At 67.5% G+C, this 19,288-nt stretch carries 14 protein-coding genes; 11 read left to right on the top strand and 3 right to left on the bottom strand.

Annotation, left to right across the window (positions count from 1 at the left end; translation table 11 throughout):
- Positions 1-81 precede the first annotated feature (81 nt).
- The 3 genes from LFT45_RS07460 (at position 82) to LFT45_RS07450 (ending at position 4,240) form a co-directional block, all read left to right on the top strand.
- The gene (locus LFT45_RS07460; RefSeq protein WP_236807755.1) at positions 82-1,767 is read left to right on the top strand and encodes a DUF885 domain-containing protein; all 1,686 of its coding nucleotides are present in this window, start codon (positions 82-84) and stop codon (positions 1,765-1,767) included.
- A gap of 261 nt (positions 1,768-2,028) precedes the next feature.
- On the top strand, positions 2,029-3,429 hold the full coding sequence (locus LFT45_RS07455) for a dicarboxylate/amino acid:cation symporter (RefSeq protein WP_236807754.1): 1,401 nt from the start codon (positions 2,029-2,031) through the stop codon (positions 3,427-3,429).
- Positions 3,430-3,535: 106 nt separating this feature from the next.
- Positions 3,536-4,240 (top strand): alpha/beta fold hydrolase, encoded by a 705-nt coding sequence (locus LFT45_RS07450; protein WP_236807753.1) that lies wholly within the window; start codon positions 3,536-3,538, stop codon positions 4,238-4,240.
- A 58-nt stretch (positions 4,241-4,298) separates the two neighbouring features.
- On the opposite strand, the gene LFT45_RS07445 is transcribed toward LFT45_RS07450, so the two are convergent.
- Positions 4,299-4,880, bottom strand: a complete 582-nt coding sequence (locus tag LFT45_RS07445) for a Clp protease N-terminal domain-containing protein (RefSeq protein ID WP_236807752.1) — start codon at positions 4,878-4,880, stop codon at positions 4,299-4,301.
- A gap of 185 nt (positions 4,881-5,065) precedes the next feature.
- On the opposite strand from LFT45_RS07445, the gene LFT45_RS07440 reads away from it, so the two are divergent.
- The 4 genes from LFT45_RS07440 (at position 5,066) to LFT45_RS07425 (ending at position 10,940) form a co-directional block, all read left to right on the top strand.
- Positions 5,066-5,812, top strand: a complete 747-nt coding sequence (locus tag LFT45_RS07440) for a TetR/AcrR family transcriptional regulator (protein ID WP_236807751.1) — start codon at positions 5,066-5,068, stop codon at positions 5,810-5,812.
- A gap of 1 nt (position 5,813) precedes the next feature.
- Entirely contained in the window at positions 5,814-8,357 is a 2,544-nt protein-coding gene (locus LFT45_RS07435) for an MMPL family transporter (protein ID WP_236807750.1), read from the top strand.
- Between the two features lie 9 nt (positions 8,358-8,366).
- The gene (locus LFT45_RS07430; RefSeq protein WP_236807749.1) at positions 8,367-9,026 is read left to right on the top strand and encodes a Maf family protein; all 660 of its coding nucleotides are present in this window, start codon (positions 8,367-8,369) and stop codon (positions 9,024-9,026) included.
- Positions 9,027-9,128: 102 nt separating this feature from the next.
- The gene (locus LFT45_RS07425) at positions 9,129-10,940 is read left to right on the top strand and encodes an acetyl/propionyl/methylcrotonyl-CoA carboxylase subunit alpha (protein ID WP_236807748.1); all 1,812 of its coding nucleotides are present in this window, start codon (positions 9,129-9,131) and stop codon (positions 10,938-10,940) included.
- Between the two features lie 116 nt (positions 10,941-11,056).
- Here the strand turns inward: LFT45_RS07425 and LFT45_RS07420 are convergent, their stop codons facing one another.
- On the bottom strand, positions 11,057-12,469 hold the full coding sequence (locus tag LFT45_RS07420) for an MFS transporter (RefSeq protein ID WP_236807747.1): 1,413 nt from the start codon (positions 12,467-12,469) through the stop codon (positions 11,057-11,059).
- A 280-nt stretch (positions 12,470-12,749) separates the two neighbouring features.
- On the opposite strand from LFT45_RS07420, the gene LFT45_RS07415 reads away from it, so the two are divergent.
- The 4 genes from LFT45_RS07415 to LFT45_RS07400 all read left to right on the top strand — a co-directional run bounded on the left by LFT45_RS07415 (position 12,750) and on the right by LFT45_RS07400 (position 18,736).
- The gene (locus tag LFT45_RS07415; protein ID WP_236807746.1) at positions 12,750-14,180 is read left to right on the top strand and encodes an MFS transporter; all 1,431 of its coding nucleotides are present in this window, start codon (positions 12,750-12,752) and stop codon (positions 14,178-14,180) included.
- A 1-nt stretch (position 14,181) separates the two neighbouring features.
- Entirely contained in the window at positions 14,182-16,383 is a 2,202-nt protein-coding gene (locus LFT45_RS07410) for a molybdopterin oxidoreductase family protein (protein ID WP_236807745.1), read from the top strand.
- Positions 16,380-17,942 carry an FAD-dependent oxidoreductase gene (locus LFT45_RS07405; protein ID WP_236807744.1) on the top strand — a complete coding sequence of 521 codons (1,563 nt, stop codon included), beginning with the start codon at positions 16,380-16,382 and terminating at the stop codon, positions 17,940-17,942. The genes LFT45_RS07410 and LFT45_RS07405 overlap by 4 nt, the downstream gene beginning before the upstream one ends.
- A gap of 89 nt (positions 17,943-18,031) precedes the next feature.
- Complete coding sequence (locus tag LFT45_RS07400) at positions 18,032-18,736, top strand: hypothetical protein (protein WP_236807743.1); 705 nt, start codon at positions 18,032-18,034, stop codon at positions 18,734-18,736.
- 11 nt (positions 18,737-18,747) lie between these two features.
- On the opposite strand, the gene LFT45_RS07395 is transcribed toward LFT45_RS07400, so the two are convergent.
- The gene (locus LFT45_RS07395; protein WP_236807742.1) at positions 18,748-19,119 is read right to left on the bottom strand and encodes a hypothetical protein; all 372 of its coding nucleotides are present in this window, start codon (positions 19,117-19,119) and stop codon (positions 18,748-18,750) included.
- Positions 19,120-19,288: the final 169 nt, after the last annotated feature.

Here is a 19,288-nt window from a genome sequence, read left to right as displayed (position 1 = left end):
CTCCCTAACCTCGCTACTCAGAGCCCTGGGAAAAATTCAGTAAGTCTTTCATAACCGGAACCCCGCGGTTAGTCTCGTGGGGTGACTACTGAATCTGCCGCCCTAGCGCGCCCCCGGACCGCCATCGACGCCGTCGCCGACGCTTACACCGACACGCTCATTGCCCTGGATCCGAGCCTGGCCACCACGCTCGGCATCCCGGGACACGACACTGAGTTCCAGGACTTTTCCCCTACCGGACTCAGCAGGTTCGCCGCGGCGGAGCGAAAGACCCTGGCGGCCCTCGAGGGGCTGGAACCCGTGGACGACGTCGACGCCGTCACCCTCGATGCCCTGCGCGAACGCCTCGGACTCCAGCTTGAGATCCACGACTCGGGCTGGGACCTCGCCGAACTGAACAACATCGACTCCGCGGCGCAGAACATCCGGTCGATCTTCGACCTCATGCCCACAGACACCGAGGAGCACTGGGCGAACATCGCCGGCCGCACGCACAGCGTGCCGGCGGCCATCAGCGACTACATCGAGTCGCTGCGGACGGCCAGGGACCGCGGCCAGGTCTCGGCCCGGCGCCAGGTATCGATCGTGATTGAACAGACCACCAAATACGCCGCGGCGGACGGCTTCTTCGCGAAGCTCGCCGCTGACGCCAAAACAGCAGACGGCCCGCTGCCGGCGGAACTGCAGGAGAAGCTCGACGCCGGTGCTGCCGCCGCCCGGGCGGCGTACGCCGGACTGGCCGGATTCCTCAAGGAGGAGCTGCTGCCCGTCGCGCCGGAGAAGGACGCCGTGGGCCGGGAGCGCTACGCCCTCGCCTCGCGGGTGTTCCTTGGCGCCGCCGTCGACCTCGAAGAAACCTACGCGTGGGGCGTTGAGGAGCTCGAACGGATCATTGCCGCCCAGGAACAGGTGGCCGGGCAAATCAAGCCGGGTGCCTCCATCGCGGAGGCCAAGGAGATCCTCAACAGCGACCCAGCCCGCCGGCTTGTGGGAACGGAAGCCCTGACGGCGTGGATGCAGGAGCTGTCCGACCGTGCCGTCTCCGATCTTGCAGGCATCCACTTTGAGATTCCCGACGTCATGAAGACCCTTGAATGCCGGATCGCCCCCACCGACGAGGGCGGCATCTACTACACAGGGCCGTCGGACGACTTCAGCCGGCCCGGGCGCATGTGGTGGTCCGTGCCCGCGGGCGAGGACACTTTCACCACCTGGGCCGAGACCACCACCGTGTTCCACGAAGGTGTGCCCGGACACCACCTGCAGATCGCCACCGCCGTTCACCGGCGCGAGCTGCTCAACAGCTGGCGGCGCAACGTCTGCTGGACCTCGGGACACGGCGAGGGCTGGGCACTCTACGCCGAGAAGCTGATGGAGGAACTTGGCTACCTCAAGGATCCGGGCGACCACATGGGCATGCTGGACATGCAGCGCATGCGCGCCGCCCGGGTGGTGTTCGACATCGGCGTCCACCTGGAACTCGATGTTCCCGCACGCTGGGGAACTGGCACCTGGACGCCTGAGAAGGGCTTCGATTTCCTCAAGGCCAACCTGGACATCAGCGAGGGCAACCTGCAGTTCGAGTTCGCGCGCTACCTCGGCTGGCCGGGCCAGGCACCGTCCTACAAGGTGGGCCAGCGCCTCTGGGAGCAGATTCGCGCGGAGCTCGAAGCCCGGCCGGATTTCGACCTCAAGGCCTTCCACACGAAGGCCCTCAACATCGGGTCCGTAGGCCTCGACACCCTCAAGCGCGCCATGCTCGGCTAAGGGTTCCGCCCGCCATAGCGGCGGCATGGCCGCCTTCCTCCGCGTGCTGCTCCTTCGTCGCTTTGACGCACGCTTCCGGAAGCCACCACGCCGCCGGCGGGTCGCAGCGAGATGTTTGCCACACGCCCGCAGGGAATAACTTCGCAAAAGGTCGGTCTCGTGCCGATTTTTCGCACTTATGGCCAGCACCCCCGAAACCGCACGCGTAACATTTCTCAATATCGAGTGGAAGCTGTATTTTCTACGCCCTAACTTGTTCGGGTGAGCAATCAAACCACTTCATCCACGGCCGGGCGCCCCGGCTTCCAGCTGCCCCGGTGGGCAGGCTCCTTTGGCTTCCAGATCATCGCCGCCCTGATCGTCGGCCTCGGGCTGGGTCTGCTGGCCAAGTACACGGGCAGCACCAAGACCAACCCCAACGGCCTGGGCGCCACGCTGCAGACCATTGGCTCCAGCTACGTCTCGTTGCTGCAGACGGCAGTCGTGCCCCTGATCTTCACCGCCGTGGTCAGCTCCATCTCCAACCTGCGTGAGGTTTCCAATGCGGCGCGGCTCGCCTGGAACACTCTGCTGTGGTTCGCCATCACGTCGCTGGTCTCCGTGCTGATCGGCATCGGCCTGGGCGTGCTCCTGCAGCCGGGCGCAAACACGGGCATCTCCGGCCAGGGTGAAGCACCGTCCAAGGTCGGCGACTGGTGGGCATTCCTCATCGGCCTGTTCCCCAAAAACTTCCTGGGCCTTGGCGCGAGCTCCACTGTCACCGACTCCGGCGCTGTGACCACGTCCGTCAGCTTCAACGTCCTGCAGATCCTGGTGATCGCCATCGCCGTCGGCGTTGCCGCCCTGAAGGTGGGCAAGCAGGCCGAGCCTTTCCTGGCCCTCAACGCCTCCGCGCTGGCCGTCATCCAGAAGGTGCTGTGGTGGATCATCCGCATCGCACCGCTGGGCACCGTGGGCCTGATCGGCAACGCGGTGGCCGTCTATGGCTGGGACACCATCGGCTCGCTGGGCAAGTTCACCGTTGCCATCTACATCGGCCTCGCGCTGGTGCTCTTCGGCGTCTACCCGGCCCTGGTCCGCGCACATGGACTGTCGGTCAAGCAGTACTTCTCCGGCGCGTGGCCGGCCATCCAGCTGGCCTTCGTTTCCCGTTCCTCCATCGGTACGCTGCCGCTGACCCAGCGCGTCACCGAGCGCAACCTCGGTGTTCCCCGGGGCTACGCCTCCTTCGCCGTTCCGCTGGGCGCCACCACCAAGATGGACGGCTGCGCGGCAATCTACCCGGCCGTCGCCGCGATCTTCGTGGCCCAGTTCTTCGGAATCCAGCTCGACTTCAGCCAGTATCTGCTGATCGCCCTGGTCTCCGTCCTCGGTTCTGCTGCGACGGCGGGAACCACCGGCGCCGTGGTCATGCTGACGCTGACCCTCTCCACGCTGGGACTGCCGCTGGCCGGCGTCGGACTCCTGCTGGCCATCGACCCCATCCTGGACATGGGACGCACGGCGGTCAACGTGGCCGGCCAGGCACTCGTGCCCACCATCGTGGCCAAGCGCCAGGGGATCCTCGATGAAACCCTCTACAACGCACCGCGCGCCGGGGAGGCCTTCCGCGAGGAAGAGGCGCCCGCCGTCGAGCGTGAGCTGGCCGAGTCCAAGGCCTGACCTTGGCAGACTGGGTGTGCCCCGGGGTTCATCCCGGGGGCACACCCATTTAAGACCGGCCGCCAAATGGGTCCCGGGCGGCAGGCAGCGAGGGTAGGGTACCGGCATGGACATCATTCTGGTTCCCGGTTTCTGGCTCGATGGTTCATCCTGGTCCGGGGTCACTCCCCCGCTGGCGGAGGCGGGCCACCAAATCCACGCGCTGACCCTCCCGGGGCTGGAGGCGAAGGACGCCAAGCGGACCGGCATCGGGCTCCGCGACCACATCAACGCCGTGGTGGAAGCCATTGACGGCATTGAGGGTCCGCTGGTCCTCGTCGGCCACTCCGGCGGGGGCGCCATCATCCACGGCGCGGTGGACGAACGCCCGGACCGCGTGGTCCGCGCGGTCTACGTGGACAGCGGACCGCTCGGCGAAGGCGGCGTCATCAATGATGAGCTGCCTGCCGAAGGTGATGAGATCCCGTTGCCTTCCTGGGACGTGTTCGACGACGCCGACCTCACCGATCTCGACGACGGGCTCCGCGAGGCATTCCGTGCACGGTCCATCCCGCAGCCAAAGGCGGTGGCATGCGACAAGCAGCACCTTCGCGATGTGCGCCGCTACGACGTCCCCGCCACGGTGATCGCCTGCGAGTTCCCGTCCTCGTTGCTGACGGAGTGGATGGACGCCGGGCACCCCCACGTTGAAGAGCTGGCCCGCATCCGCGATGTGGAACTCGTGGACCTTCCCACGGGGCACTGGCCGCAGTTCACCAAGCCGGCGGAGCTCGGAGCAGCGATCCTCGCCGCCGTCGACCGGACAAACTGACAGACCAGCCCAACCGGCGCGACCGGGCCACAGCGGCCCCCGGGCCTGCCGATCAGGCCTAGCGGCCGCCGATCACACCCTTTTGCACGGCCTTTGTGACCGCGTCGGCTTCGGCTTGCGTAAGTGTCCCGTCCTTCACCGCCTGGTCGAGCCGGCCTTTCAGGGCAGCAGCCCGGTCCGTCTGCGCCTGGGTGCGGAGTTCCTCGAGCGCGGCCTTGACCTTCGCTTCATCGATTCCCAGGGACTTGGCCAGCGAGGCTGCCAGAGCCGCCTCCCTGGCCGCCCGGTCCGGCTTGGTGCCGTCGGCGCGCCGGCCGTTCGGGTGGTTGGCCTGGCGGAACGCCCGCAGGGCGTCCTGCAGCTTGGCCTGGTCCACGCCCAGCTTGGCCGCGAGCGCCGCGGCGTCCCCTTTGAGGACGCCGTGACCGCGCCCACATCCGTGCCCGTGCCCGTGTCCGTGTCCGTGCCGGCCGCCGTCGAAACGGAACCCGTCCGCGGGTCCGCTCGATGGGCTGCTTGACGTTACTGTGGGCGTGGGCGTCGCTGTGGTTGCGGCCGCCATGCCGGTGACACCGCATCCGGTGCCGAGTGCCAAGGCAGTCGCGCCCAGGCCGAGAGCCACTTTCTTTGAACGCTCCATGGTCCGCTCCTCGCTCCGCCGGCCTTGAGGCATCATTGCCGCCGTGCCGGCCACGACAACAGGATGCACCCTGCCCCTCAAGAACGCCTTTTGATCGACTGTGAGGATGCTGTGAATTTCGCCCCGCAAGCTTTGAAAGGCTGCGGTTGTTGCGCAGAGTGCAAAGATGCACGTAGTGTAATTGGGTGTCCGCTTCCACTTCTTTGCCTTCCTCGCGCCGCGAGCTGAACAAGGCTGTCACGAGGCAGGCAATAACCGACGCCACGCTAGCCCTTCTACGGCGCCACGGTCCCGGCAAGTTCACGATCGAGGACATTGCGGAAGCGGCGGGCATCTCACGCCGGACCTTCTTCAACTACTTCACCAGCACCGAAGCCGCCATCGCCTCGGTGACCAACGGTTTCCTGGACAGCGCCCTCGAACAGTTCCGCCGGCGGCCCGCTGACGAACCCATCCTCGAATCCGCCCGCGCCGCTCTGGTGGCACTGGCGGATCCCATGACGGTGGCGCCGCTCGCCGAGCTGTTCGGCCTGACCCAGGGCAATCCGCTCATGGCGCGCTCTGAGCTGGAGGCCTGGGACCACTGCACCGAGCAGATAGTTGCTGCGGCCCGCGAGCGTTCCCCACAGAACCCCAGGACTGAACAGGGCACCGGGACCGAACAGGTCACCCGGACCGAACAGGTCACCGACCAGGACGAGCTCTACGTCCGGGCCCTCGCAGGTTCGGTGGTCTCCTGCGGCAAAGCTGCCATGGACGTGTGGTTCCGGCGCTGCGGCCCCGATCTCTCCCCCGAGTCACTGGCGATCCTCCGCCAACTGCTCATCGATTCGATGGGGCTCCTCGGATCCGGTTTCGCCGGCCCTCCGTCGGACCCGCCGTCGAAGCAATCCCCCGCCAAACCTTCCACCCGCAACGCAGAACGGTCCTGACATGGCACTTCTCCTGTACCGCCTCGGCAAGTTTTCCTACCGTCACCGGTGGCTCGTCGTCTCGCTCTGGCTGGCGGTCCTGCTGGCAGTCGGCGGCGCAGCGGCAGCCTTTTCCGGCGCGCTGTCCAATAACTTCCAGATTCCCGGCACGGAAACCCAGCAGATGGCCGACAAGCTCCAAAAGGAGCTGCCGGCGTCATCCGGCGGCTCGGCCGGGGTAGTCTTCCAGGCCAAGGACGCCCAGTTCCGCCAGGCGGGCAAGGACGCGGTGTCCGCTGCCCTCACCAAGCTTGAGGCCCTCCCGGATGTCCGGGGAACCGTCGACCCGTTCGCCACGCAGGCCCAACTGGACAAGGCTGGCGCAGATCTCGCCGCCGGCGAGGCCAAGGCAACCGCGGGCAAGGCCGCACTGGACAAGGCCGCGGCCGAATTGGCCGCCGGTAAGGAACAGCTGGCCGCGGCCGAGGCGCAGATGACCGCTGCCGGGCTCCCGGCGTCGGCCATCGAGGCCCAGCTGGGCCAGCAGAAGGCCGCCCTGGCCGCAGGCCAGGAAAAGCTCGACGCCGGCACCAGGGAACTGCAGGCCGGTGCGGCCAGGCTGGAGCTGGCCAAGCGCCAGGTCGAGGCTTCGCAGGGGTTGCGTTTCGTTTCGGAGGACGGCAAGGCGGCCATTGCGCAGGTCCAGTTCAAGACCTCCATCAACGGACTGGACCCCAAAGTGCGCCAGGAAGTCCAGGACATCGTGCAGGAGGTTTCCTCGGCCGGAGTTACCGCGCTGCCCAGCAAGGAAATCAGCGAGGACGTCTCCGAGATCTTCGGCGTGGCTGAGATCATCGGCATCGGCGTGGCGGCGCTGGTCCTGATCATCATGCTCGGGACACTGGTGGCCGCCGGGCTGCCGCTGCTGATGGCCGTGATCGGCGTGGCGGTGGGCGTGGGCGCCACCATGGCACTGAGCGGCCTCATTGACATGAGTTCCATTTCCCCGATGCTCGCGCTCATGCTGGGCCTCGCCGTCGGCATCGACTACTCGCTGTTCATCGTCAACCGCCACCGAGGCCAGCTGCTGGCAGGCATGGACGCGGAGGAGTCGGTGGCCCGTGCCACCGGAACCTCCGGCAATGCCGTGCTCTTTGCCGGACTGACGGTCATCATCGCCCTCGCGGCACTGGTGGTCCCGGGGCTTCCGTTCCTGGGGGTCATGGGCGTGTCCGCGGCCGGCACCGTCGCGGTCGCCGTCCTCGTCGCCCTGACGCTGACGCCGGCAATCCTCTCGTTCATGGGCAGCAAGCTGATCTCCAAGCGCGCCTGGGCCAAGGCCGCGAGGCACAACGCCGACCCCAACAGGGAGGCGGAGGACCGCGCCAAGGACGAACACCGCAGCAGCCACGGCTGGGGCGGACTCGTCACCAGGCACCCGGTACTGGCCCTGCTGGCCGGGGTCCTGGCGCTGGGCATTGTGGCGCTGCCCGCTGCCCAGCTGCGGCTCGCGCTGCCCGACGGCGGCTCGGAACCTGCCGATTCCCAGGCGTTCAAGGCCTACGATGCCACCAAGCGCAGCTTCGGCGAAGGCATGACGGGACCGATCATCGTGGTGGGCGACTTCCCTGAGGGCCTGAGTGAAACCGAAGCAACGGCCAAGCAGCTGGACGTTGCGGACATCCTGCGCAAAACGGAGAACGTGACTGCAGTCATCCCGGTGGCACTGAGTGAGGACCGCGGGACGGCGGTGTTCCAGGTCATCCCGAAGGAAGGGCCGGCGAGCGCCAGCACCGTGAAGGTGGTGTCCGACATCCGCGCCGAGAAGGCCGTGATCGAGGACTCCACCGGAGCCAGCATCGGACTCACGGGCCAGACGGCAGGCAACATCGACGTTTCCACGAAGCTGGGCGACGCCCTGCCGTCGTATCTGGCCATCGTCGTGGGGCTCTCACTGATCCTGCTGCTGCTGGTGTTCCGCTCGATCGTGGTGCCGCTGCTGGCAACCGGCGGCTTCCTGCTGTCCCTTGCGGCCGCCTTCGGCGCCGTGGTGGCCGTGTACCAGTGGGGCTGGCTGGGTGCGGTGTTCGGCGTCGACAACCCCGGCGCCGTGCTGAGCTTCCTGCCGATCATCCTGATCGGCGTCCTGTTCGGGCTGGCCATGGACTACCAGGTGTTCATCGCCTCGGGCATGCGTGAGTCCTTCATGCACGGCGAGTCCGCGAAGCACGCCGTCCGCACCGGCTTCAGCCACGCTTCCGCGGTGGTTACCGCAGCCGCCATCATCATGGTCAGCGTCTTCGCGGGCTTCATCTTCTCGCATCTGAACATGGTCCGCCCGCTCGGCTTCGCGATGGCATTCGGCGTGCTGGTTGACGCCTTCGTGGTACGGATGACGATCGTTCCGGCAGTCATGTACCTCCTCGGCGAGAAGGCGTGGTGGCTGCCGCGCTGGCTGGACCGCATCCTGCCGGACGTGGACGTGGAAGGGGCGAAACTCGGCAGGCCCGCACCCGCCGCCAGCGATGAGCCGGATGCCGAGCCCGCGGAGGTCGGCGCGCGCTAGGCTTGAGCGGTGACCCGCCTCATCCTTGCCTCCCAGTCCCCCGCCCGCACCAAACTCCTGGCTGAGGCCGGCATCGAACACGAGGTCCTCGTGTCCGACGTCGACGAGGACGCCGTGCAGGAACGCTACGGCGTGACCGATCCGCACGACACCGCCCTGCTCCTCGCCCGCGCCAAGGCTGAGGCCGTCGCCTCGCTCCCGGAAGCCGAGGGGGCATTGGTGCTCGGCTGCGATTCCGTCTTCGAGTTCGACGGCGAGTCGCACGGCAAGCCCTACACCGTGGACGTCGCCCGGCAGCGGATGCTGCGGATGAGCGGCAGCAGCGGGGTCCTGCACACCGGCCACTGGCTGGTGGACTGCCGCGATACGGACGACGACGGCGGCTCCGGCGCCACACTGGGCAGCGTCGCCTCCGCCGAAGTGCACTTCATGGAGATGGAGCTCGCGGAGATCGACGCCTACATCGCCACCGGCGAGCCACTGAACTGCGCGGGCTCCTTCACGATCGACGGCCTGGGGGGCGCCTTCATCCGGAAAGTCGACGGCGACCCGCACGCCGTCGTCGGATTGTCGGTATCCACCCTGCGCTCCCTGCTGGCCCAGGCGAACGTGAGCATCACGGAGTTCTGGCAGGACCTGCCGGAGTCGGCAATTCCCGGGGAGTTGTAGCTTCCCTACAAAGGCCGGGCCTCTTACCCGGGGATTCCGCCAGTAATATCGGCGGAATCCTCAAAATCAGGCTAGGCTCCCTGAAGGAAAGAAGGAGACGCCTTGTCAGTAAAGCCGGAGCAGTCCGCAGGTCCAGTGCATTCAAAAATCACCAAGGTTTTGATCGCGAACCGCGGTGAAATCGCCGTCCGCGTCATCCGCGCAGCCCGGGACGAGGGCATCGCCTCCGTCGCTGTCTACGCCGATCCTGACCGGAACGCCCTCCACGTCCGGCTCGCCGACGAAGCGTACGCCCTGGGCGGGAACACTGCGGCCGAGTCCTACCTCGTGATGGACAAGCTGATCGAGGTGGCCCGCCAGTCCGGCGCCGACGCCATCCACCCCGGCTACGGCTTCCTGTCCGAGAACGCGCAGTTCGCGGCCAAGGTCATCGACGCCGGCATCACCTGGATCGGCCCCTCGCCGGAATCCATCTCCGCCCTGGGCGACAAGGTCCAGGCCCGGCACATCGCCGAGAAGGTGGGCGCCCCGCAGGTGCCCGGCACCGCCGACCCCGTTGAGTCCGCCGAGGAAATCCTGGAATTCGCGGACAAGTTCGGCCTGCCCGTGGCCATCAAGGCTGCCTTCGGCGGCGGCGGCCGCGGCATCAAGGTGGCCCGCACCCGCGAGGAAATCCCCGAGCTCTTCGATTCCGCCGTCCGCGAGGCGACCGCTGCGTTCGGCCGCGGTGAGTGCTTCATCGAGCGGTTCCTCGACGCGCCGCGCCACGTTGAAACCCAGTGCCTCGCCGACGCCCACGGCAACGTGGTGGTGGTCTCCACCCGCGACTGCTCACTCCAGCGCCGCAACCAGAAGCTCGTGGAGGAAGCCCCGGCACCGTTCCTGACGGCGGAGCAGAACCAGCGCCTCTACGAATCGTCCAAGGCCATCCTGAAGGAAGCCGGCTACCTCGGCGCCGGAACCTGCGAGTTCCTCGTCGGCCAGGACGGCACCATTTCCTTCCTCGAGGTCAACACCCGCTTGCAGGTGGAGCACTGTGTCTCGGAGGAAGTGACCGGCATCGACCTGGTCCGCGAGCAGTTCCGCCTGGCCTGCGGCGAGGAGCTGGGCTACGGTGACCCTGAGGTACGCGGCCACTCCTTCGAGTTCCGCATCACCGGCGAGGATCCCGGCCGCAACTTCATGCCCGCACCGGGCACCGTGAGCACCCTGAAGAACCCCACCGGCCCCGGCATCCGCATTGACTCCGGCATCGAAGAGGGCGATGTCATCAGCGGCAACTTCGACTCCATGCTGTCCAAGCTGATCGTCACCGGAGCGAACCGCCCCCAGGCCCTGCAGCGCGCCCGCCGCGCCCTCGAGGAGATGGTGGTGGAAGGCATCCCCACCGTCATCCCCTTCGACCTGGCCGTGGTCAGCAACCCGGCGTTCGCGCCGGCCGAGGGCCCGTTCAGCGTCCACACCCGCTGGATCGAAACGGAATTTGTCAATGACCTTCCCGCCTGGACGCCCAACGGCGCCGCACCAGAGGGTGACGACGCCGCTGAGCGCCGCACTGTGGTGGTGGAAGTGGGCGGCAAGCGCCTCGAGGTGGCACTGCCCGCCAGCCTCGGCTTCAGCGGGGCAACAGCCGCCGGCGCCAAGCCGGCCAAGTCAAAGAAGCGGAGCCGCACCGGCGGCGCCACCGCAGCCGCGGGCGGCAACGCCCTGACGTCCCCCATGCAGGGAACGATCGTCAAGGTGGCCGTGGCCGACGGCGACGTCGTCGCCGAAGGTGATCTCGTCGTCGTGCTTGAGGCGATGAAGATGGAGCAGCCGCTCACCGCACACCGCGCGGGCACCATTACCGGCCTGTCCGCCGCGGCCGGCCAGACGGTGGCAGCAGGCGCCGTGATCGCGACGATCGAAGACTAAGGCGGACCGACGACTCAGCCGATCGGAAACTCAGCCGATCGAAACTGAAACAGCACATGAAAATGCCCGGTGTGATCCACACCGGGCATTTTCGTTGATGCATCCAAACCTGGGAATCAGGCCACGTTGTTCTCGTAGTCCGTGTTCTTGGTTTCGCGGGTGATCCACAGCGCGATGAACGTCAGCACGGCAGCGGCCGCCATGTAGACGCCGACGAGCCAGGTGCTGCCGCCAGTCGCCTGCCACAGGGCTATGGCAATGAACGACGCCGGGGCGGCGCCGATGACGCTGGACAGGTTGTACGCCACGGCCGAGCCGGTGTAGCGCACATTGGACGGGAACAGCTCCGGCAGGATCGCGGCCATCGGGCCGAAGGTCAGGCCCATCAGCGTGAAGCCGACGATGAGGCCGACGATTGCCGCTCCCGGGCCGGGTCCGAACATGGTGAACCAGAGCGCGCCGAACACAAAGATGCCCACGGTGACCCCCATGAGGAACTTGCGGCGGCCCCACTTCTCGGCCAGCGGGCCGGACACGAGGGTGAAGATACCGAAGAAGACGACACCGAGGATCAGCATCCAGAGGAAGTCACCGCGGGGAACACCCAGGCCGGGAACGAAGCTGGCAATTTCGGCAGCGGACATCGGCTTGCCGGCCTTCTCCGCGGCGGCCTGGGCGGCTTCAAGGGACGCGGGCTTGGTGCCGTACGTGAGGGTGAAGGAGGTCATGATGTAGAACAGCACGTACGTGGCCAGCATGATGAAGGTTCCGGCCAGCACCGGGCGCCAGTGGTTCTTGAAGGTCGCCGCGAACGGAACCTTGGCCACCTTGTCTTCTTTCAGGACCTTCTGGAACGAGACACTTTCCACGAGCTTGAGGCGCACATACAGGCCCACAATCACCAGGACGGCGCTGAGCAGGAACGGGACCCGCCAGCCCCAGGCCGTAAATTCCTCCGGGCTGAGGGCGGCGTTGAACCAGATGAAGAGCAGGTTGGCCAGGATGAAGCCAATGGGGGCACCGAGCTGCGGAAATGTGCCGTAGATGGCGCGCTTGCCTTCGGGGGCGTTCTCCGTGGCCAGCAGCGCCGCGCCGGACCACTCACCGCCGAGCGCGAGCCCCTGGGCAAAGCGCAGCAGGACCAGCATCAGCGGCGCGAGGACCGTCCAGCCAGCCACGGAGGCGGTCGGCAGCAGCCCGATGAAGAACGTGGCCAGCCCCATGGTGAGGAGGGAGGCCACCAGGGTGCCCTTGCGGCCGAACTTGTCGCCAAAGTGTCCGAACAGGACCGAGCCGATGGGCCGGGCGACGAACGCGACGCCGAAAATTGCGAAAGAGCTCAGGAGGGCGTTGATCTCCGTGGCCTGGGGGAAGAACAGCTTGGGGAAGACCAGCACCGACGCGGTTGCGTAGATGTAGAAGTCATAGAACTCGATCGTCGTTCCGATGAGGCTGGCAAAGATCACTTTGCCCTTGGAGTTCACCGGTTTGGCGGTGCCATGTTCCGTTGACGTTGCAGGCGATGACATGTGGGGACGCTTTCATGAGAGCTGGATGGACCTCGCTCGGAAGCCCCTCCAAACATGGGGATAAAACAGAGTTCAATCTTAGTTCCCGCCGTCCACGCAACGGACAAGCGGTCCAGTATACGGACTTTGAGAGTTGTCTCAGCATGAGGTCGTCCTGCAAGCCTAACTCCGCCCGAAGCGGGCTGATAGGCAAATGTCACAGCACGTTAACAAACGGCGACCGTCTGCGAAACGCGCCATCCCTACCTTGGAAGGACACCATTCCCCAAGGAGGTAAACCGTGACTGCTGACCGCACCGCAGACGCCGGAACCCACAATTCCCTCGGTCTTGCTGCCACCACCACCGAGGCACCCGATACTCTTGCTCTCGAAGTGCGTCCCGGACGCTGGATCGCCAACTGGGACGCCGAGAACAGGCAGCAGTGGGAATCCCAAGGCCGCTTCATCGCGCGCCGCAACCTCAACTGGTCCATCTTCGCCGAGTTCCTTGGCTTCGTCGTCTGGCAGCTGTGGTCCATCGTGGTGGTCCAGCTCCCTGCTGCAGGATTCACGTTCAGCACGTCCGAAATCTTCTGGCTGATCTCCATGCCGAGCCTCGTCGGCGCCACGCTCCGGATCCCCTACACGTTCATGGTTCCGCGCTTCGGCGGCCGGAACTGGACCATCGTCTCCGCCCTGCTGCTGCTGATCCCCTCCACCGGGCTCGCACTGTGCGTCTCCAATCCGGAAACGCCGTTCGGCGTCATGCTGTTCGTGGCGGCCCTTGCAGGCTTCGGCGGCGGCAACTTCGCCAGCTCGATGGCCAACATCACCTTCTTCTACCCCGCCCGTGAAAAGGGCTGGGCCCTGGGCCTGAACGCCGCCGGCGGCAACCTCGGCGCAGCTGTGGCACAGCTAGCTGTCCCGGTCGCCATCACGCTGCTGGCCGGCGGCACTGTCAACCTCCCCGTCGCGGGCCTCATGTGGGTGCCGCTGATCCTCCTGGCGGCCTTCGGCGCTTACAAGTACATGAACAACCTCACGAGCGCCAAGGGCGACGTGGCCGGATCCCTCGCAGCGATCAAGGAACCCCACCTGTGGGTCATGGCGCTGCTCTACATCGGAACGTTCGGCTCCTTCATCGGCTTCGCCGGCGTCTTCCCCAAGCTCATCAAGGACTACTTCCCGGCCTTCTCCTCCATCTCGGTCGGGGCCGTGGCCCTTTCCCTGGCCTTCCTCGGCCCGCTGGTCGGCTCGCTGGCCCGCCCCTATGGCGGCCGCATGGCTGACCGCATGGGCGGGGCCCGGATGACAGTGTCAGCGTTCGCGGCCATGGCCGTCATCACGCTGACGATGATCTGGACGCTGCCGCTGAAGAACTTCTGGCTCTTCCTGGTCCTGTTCCTGATGCTGTTCACTGCCAGTGGCTTCGGAAACGGCGCAACCTACCGCATGATCCCGGTGATCTTTGCGACCTCCAGCCGCGCGGCCCGCTCCGGAGCCAGCTCGGTGCAGACCCAGCGCCTGGCCTCCTCGGCGCTCGGCCTGATCTCCGCCATCGGCGCCTACGGCGGATTCGTCATCCCGCAGGTGCTGAACGCCTCCAACACGGCCAGCGGCTCCTACACCCCGGCCTTCTACGGCTTCGTCGGAGCGTACGTCCTGATGCTCGCCGTCTGCTGGTTCTGCTACATCCGCAACGCCAACCGAAACGCGATGGGACACGTCTAACATGACCAAAAGCGCCGACACGCACTGCCCTTACTGCGCCTTGCAGTGCGCCATGACGCTCAAGTCCCCGGCGGCTCCGGCCGCTCCGGGCCTGACCCCGGCTGTGCAGCCGGGGCCAGGCCCCGTGCCGGCTGCGCCGGCCCTTGAAGTGAGCGGCCGCGACTTCCCCACCAACCGCGGCGGCCTCTGCCGCAAGGGGTGGACGTCCGCGTCGCTCCTGCAGCACCCCGGACGCGTCACCGAGCCCATGTTCAAGGGGCCCGACGGCGTCTTCCGCCCCATCTCCTGGGACGAGGCCCTGCGCCGGGTCACCGCCGCCGTCAAGGACGCCCGTGCCAGGTACGGCGCGGACTCCGTCGGTGTGTTCGGCGGCGGCGGCCTCACCAACGAAAAGGCATACCAGCTGGGCAAGTTCGCCCGCCTCGCGCTGGGCACTTCGCGGATCGACTACAACGGCCGGTTCTGCATGTCGTCGGCGGCTGCCGCGGGCATGCGGGCCTTCGGGCTGGACCGCGGGCTGCCCTTCCCGCTTGAGGCCCTGGACACCGCCAGCACCATTCTGATGCTCGGCTCCAACGTCGCCGAGACCATGCCTCCGTTCGTCCAGCACCTGCAGGGCGTCCGCGACGCCGGCGGTTTCATTGTGGTGGACCCGCGGCGTTCCGCCACGGCCAAGTTCACTTCCGACGGCGGCGGCATCCACCTGCAGCCCCTGCCGGGCACCGACCTCACCCTCCTGCTGGGCATCTCCCACGTGGTGATCCACGAAGGCCTCCTCGACGCGGACTACGTCCAGGCACGCACCACCGGCTTCGACGCCGTGGTCCGATCCGTCAACGCCTACTGGCCGGAGCGGGTCCAGTCCATCACCGGCGTTCCCGCGGACCTCATCCGCGAGACGGCCCGGCGGCTTGCCGCCGGCGCCCGCGGGGGCGGCAGCTACATCCTGACCGGACGCGGCGTGGAGCAGCACGTGGACGGCACCGACACCGCCACGGCGGCCATCAACCTCAGCCTCCTGCTGGGCCTGCCCGGCAGCGCCCGCAGCGGCTACGGCACCCTCACCGGCCAGGGCAACGGCCAGGGCGGCCGCGAACACGGCCAGAAGGCCGACCAGCTGCCCGGCTACCGCAAGATCACCGACCCTGCCGCCCGGGCACACATGGCCTCGGTCTGGGGCGTGGATGAGTCCCTCATCCCCGGTCCCGGCCTGCCGGCCGTGCAGTTGCTCAAGTCACTGGGACAGCCCGACGGCGTCCGCTGCCTTTTTGTGCACGCCTCCAACATCGCCGTCGCCTCGCCCGACGCCAATGCCGTCATCCGCGGGCTCCGCAGCCTGGATTTCCTGGTGGTCTGCGACTTCTTCATGTCCGAGACCGCTGCCGAGGCCGACCTCGTCCTGCCGGTGCTGCAGTGGGCCGAGGAGGAAGGCACCCTGACCAACCTCGAAGGCCGCGTCCTCCGCCGCCGCCAGGCGATCCAGCCGCCTGCCGGCGCCCGCAGCGAGCTGTGGATCATGGCCCGGCTGGCCGAGGCACTCGAGGCACCGTCCACGTACAGCGATCATCCGGAGACCGTCTTCGAGGAGCTGCGCCTGGCCTCCGCCGGCGGCGCGGCCGACTACTCCGGCATCGACTACGCCATGCTGGACAGCGGCGCAGCCGCGTACTGGCCCTACCCTGCCGGCAGCACCGGAACTCCGCGCCTGTTCCTGGACAGCTTTGCCCACCCGGACGGCAAGGCAGTCATGACCCCGGTGGTGCCCCGCCGCCGTCGTACTCCAACTGCGAATCCCGACCCCGCCGCCAAGCCCATGACCCTTATCACCGGCCGGCTGCTGGAGCACTACCAGTCCGGCGCCCAGACACGGCGGGTGGCGGAGCTCCTGGCCGCCCAGCCCGAAGCCAGGATGCAGATCCATCCGGCCGCCGCGGCGGCCATGGGCATCACCGACGGCGCAGAGGTCTCGGTGGCTAACGAGCGCGGCGAGGTGGTCTGCCGGGCCGAGCTCAGCACCGCCATCCGCCCCGAAACCGTGTTCCTGCCGTTCCACTTTCCGGAACTGGAGAGCGCGAACCGGCTGACGGAAGCGGCCACGGATCCCATCTCGGGGATGCCCGAATTCAAGTTCAACAAAGTGTGGGTCCGGCTGGCAGTCGCCACCCCGGTCACCAGTCTTCTTCAGACAGCGGAGGCCTCATGAGCGAGCAGATTGTAATTGTCGGATTCGGTCCGGTGGCCGCACGGCTGGTCGACGAACTGCTGCCGGCACTGCGTGCGGGGCAGGTGGGGCTGACGGTCATCGGCCAGGAAGCCGAGGCCGCGTACAACCGCGTGCTGGTGGCCGATCTCGGGGTCGGCCGCACCACCCCCGAGGCGCTGGCCCTCGCCGACGCCGCGGCCCTCGTGGCCGACGGCGTGGACGTCCGGCTGGGCGTGACGGTTCGGCGCGTGGACCGCGCGCGGCAGTCAGTCATCCTCTCCGACGGCACGTCGGCCCACTACGACCGGCTGGTCTTCGCCACCGGTTCCCGTCCCGTGATCCCGAATCTCACGGGGCTGAACCCGGACCCAGCCGCTCCCGTGCTTCCGCCGGGCGTCACCGCGCTCCGCGACCTCCGCGACGCCGAGGTGCTGCGCCAGGCGGTGGCCGGCCGCAAGCGGGTGGTGGTGCTGGGCGGCGGCGTGCTGGGGCTTGAGACTGCCCTCGCTGCAGCAGAGGAAGGCGCCACGGTCACGGTGGTGCACAACGGGCCCCACCCGCTGGGCCGAAACATCGATCGCGGCGGCGGCGCGGTGCTGGCCGCGAGCCTGCGCAACTGCGGCGTCCGGATGGCCGGCAACGCCCGCTCCACGGGCATTGAGCACAACGCGCCCGACGGCGGGTTCTCCGCTCTGCTGCTCGACGACGGCTCGGCGATCGACGGCGACCTGCTGGTCCTGTCCTGCGGCGTCCGCCCGCGCATTGAGCTCGCCGAGGGCTGCGGGCTTTCCACCGGGACCGGCATCCTGGTGGACCACCGGCTGCGCGCGCACCACGAGCCGCACATCTTCGCCATCGGCGACTGCGCCGAGGTCCGCTGCCCGGATCCTGCCTGCGTCGAGTGCCGCACCGCGCGCGGACCGTCTGGCCTGGTAGGTCCCGGCTGGCGGCAGGCCGAATGGCTCGCCGAATACCTCCTGCTCCTGTCCGAGGGTGCCGCGGAGGACGCCGACTCCCTGCCCCCGCTCCCCCAGGAAAAGCCCGGTGTGATTGTGCTGAAGGCCCGCGGCATGAACATGGCTGTCGCCGGGGACAACTCGGCCGATCCCTGGGATGAGGAAGTCCTGACAGCCGGCGCCGTCACCGGCAGGCCGCGGCTGCAGATCGCCCAGTGGGCCGACCCCGAGCACGGACGCTACGTCAAGATGACCACCCGGGGCGGTGTGCTGGAGGGCCTGGTCAGCGTGGGCATGCCGCGCACCGCGGGAGAGCTGGTGCAGCTCTTCGAACGAGGCGCCGAACTGCCCGCGGACAGGTCCCTGCTCCTGCGCCTGGACGGGCCCGACCAGCTGGCCACGGCCGGTGCCTCAAATGACCCCGAGAGCACGGTGTGCCGCTGCGCCGGCGTGAGCGGCGGCAAAATCGCCGAAGCCGTGACCGGCGGCTGCTCCACCGTGGCCGAGGTCTCCGCTTCAACCCGTGCGGGCACCGGCTGCGGCGGCTGCCACGAGGACATCAAAGGGCTGATCGAGAAGCACTTTCAGCGGGCCGCCGCCTAGAGCCGCTGCGTGACCGGACCTGGCAAGCTCTTTGAGGTGCCGCGTCACACAAATCGGACTGGCCGCGGGTGGCCGGTAGCATCGGGAGCATGAATGCCGACGAAGACGACGACATCACCGAAGAACTGCTGGCCGACTCGGAGAAGCTCACCGGGTTGAGCCTTGAGCTCCTGGGGCTGGACCCGCATCCCGACGACATGACCCCCGAGCAGCGGCTCCAGTTCGATCCCGAGGACCTGGCGGAGATGGCCGCCGGCTCCGAGGACCGGGAACAGTCCGCACGCCAGACGCGCCTGCTGGCGGGCCTGCTGTGGAATTCGTCCAGCATCCTCATCGACCAGCTGTTCCGCGACCTCGGCACGCTGCACGAGCTGGACACCGTCACGCCCGACGCCATCGCCGGAACGTCCGTGCTGTCCTCGCTGCCCCCGCAGTTCGCTTCCAACTATGACGCGAAGTTCACGCAGCGGTTCATTGTGGTGGCAGCTGACGTTACCGCGTCCTTTGCCCGCGGATGGGCCGCCCCCGGCTGCCTCGCAGGCGAACTCGCCATCCATTGCCTGCTCGACCAGGCAAGGATTACCGAGGACATTTACGAACTGGACCTCCCCGAGGAGTGGCGGGCCATCGTTGAGGAGGTCCTGCTGGAGGACGCCGACTCACGAACCCTGTACGCGGACGACGCACTCCACGCGGACGACGCCGGCGAACAGGGTACCGGCAAGCTGGATATCCGCCACTGGTTCGAGCCCTTCGCACCCGGCGACGCCGTTCCTCCGTACGCCTGTTCCTGAGCCGCAGCCAACTACCTGCGTCCGTGCCCCGCTTCCGTAGCGGTGATGTTGAAGGAACCGTCCAGCTTCACTGTGGCCCGCGAGCCGTCAGCCTTCGTGATGTGCGCTTCGTAGACCGCGCCCTCCGCGTCCGTCTCAACCCGGTGGACCGTCGCGCCGGGGTTGGCCGCCAGCACCGCATTCTTCACCCGGGTCGCCGTGGTCCCCGTCAGCAGCTGCTCGGTGATCCCGTTGGCCTGGTGGCCACCTTTGGCGGAGTCCGTGCTGGACTGGCTTCCGGTCGACGAGGCAATGAGAGGATAGCCCATGGCGAGGTAGGCACCGCCTCCGACGAGGGCCGCGACGAGGGCGGTGTTGATTGCGGCTTTTTGAACAGTGATCATGGCATGCTCCTGGCTTCCGCGGTCCGACCGTCCGGAAGTACCTCCGCATGGCTGACCGCTCGTGATCGGTCTGTCGCAGCCCGGTGCCGCCAACCCCGGGGATCGACAGTCTGAATCTTACTCAGCTCTGCCGGTGGCGACTAGGAGCAAGCCGCCATTCACAGGTTGT

It is taken from the genome of Arthrobacter sp. FW305-BF8, assembly GCF_021789315.1.
Classification (GTDB): domain Bacteria; phylum Actinomycetota; class Actinomycetes; order Actinomycetales; family Micrococcaceae; genus Arthrobacter.
This window is presented reverse-complemented; position numbering and strand designations above follow the sequence as displayed.

Excerpts from the sequence above, each read along its gene's own strand:
- LFT45_RS07445 (WP_236807752.1), bottom strand. The coding sequence starts at position 4,880 with ATGGAGCGTTCAAAGAAAGTGGCTCTCGGCCTGGGCGCGACTGCCTTG.
- LFT45_RS07405 (WP_236807744.1), top strand. The coding sequence starts at position 16,380 with ATGAGCGAGCAGATTGTAATTGTCGGATTCGGTCCGGTGGCCGCACGG.
- LFT45_RS07410 (WP_236807745.1), top strand. The coding sequence starts at position 14,182 with ATGACCAAAAGCGCCGACACGCACTGCCCTTACTGCGCCTTGCAGTGC.
- LFT45_RS07400 (WP_236807743.1), top strand. The coding sequence starts at position 18,032 with ATGAATGCCGACGAAGACGACGACATCACCGAAGAACTGCTGGCCGAC.
- LFT45_RS07450 (WP_236807753.1), top strand. The coding sequence starts at position 3,536 with ATGGACATCATTCTGGTTCCCGGTTTCTGGCTCGATGGTTCATCCTGG.
- LFT45_RS07435 (WP_236807750.1), top strand. The coding sequence starts at position 5,814 with ATGGCACTTCTCCTGTACCGCCTCGGCAAGTTTTCCTACCGTCACCGG.
- LFT45_RS07420 (WP_236807747.1), bottom strand. The coding sequence starts at position 12,469 with ATGTCATCGCCTGCAACGTCAACGGAACATGGCACCGCCAAACCGGTG.
- LFT45_RS07395 (WP_236807742.1), bottom strand. The coding sequence starts at position 19,119 with ATGATCACTGTTCAAAAAGCCGCAATCAACACCGCCCTCGTCGCGGCC.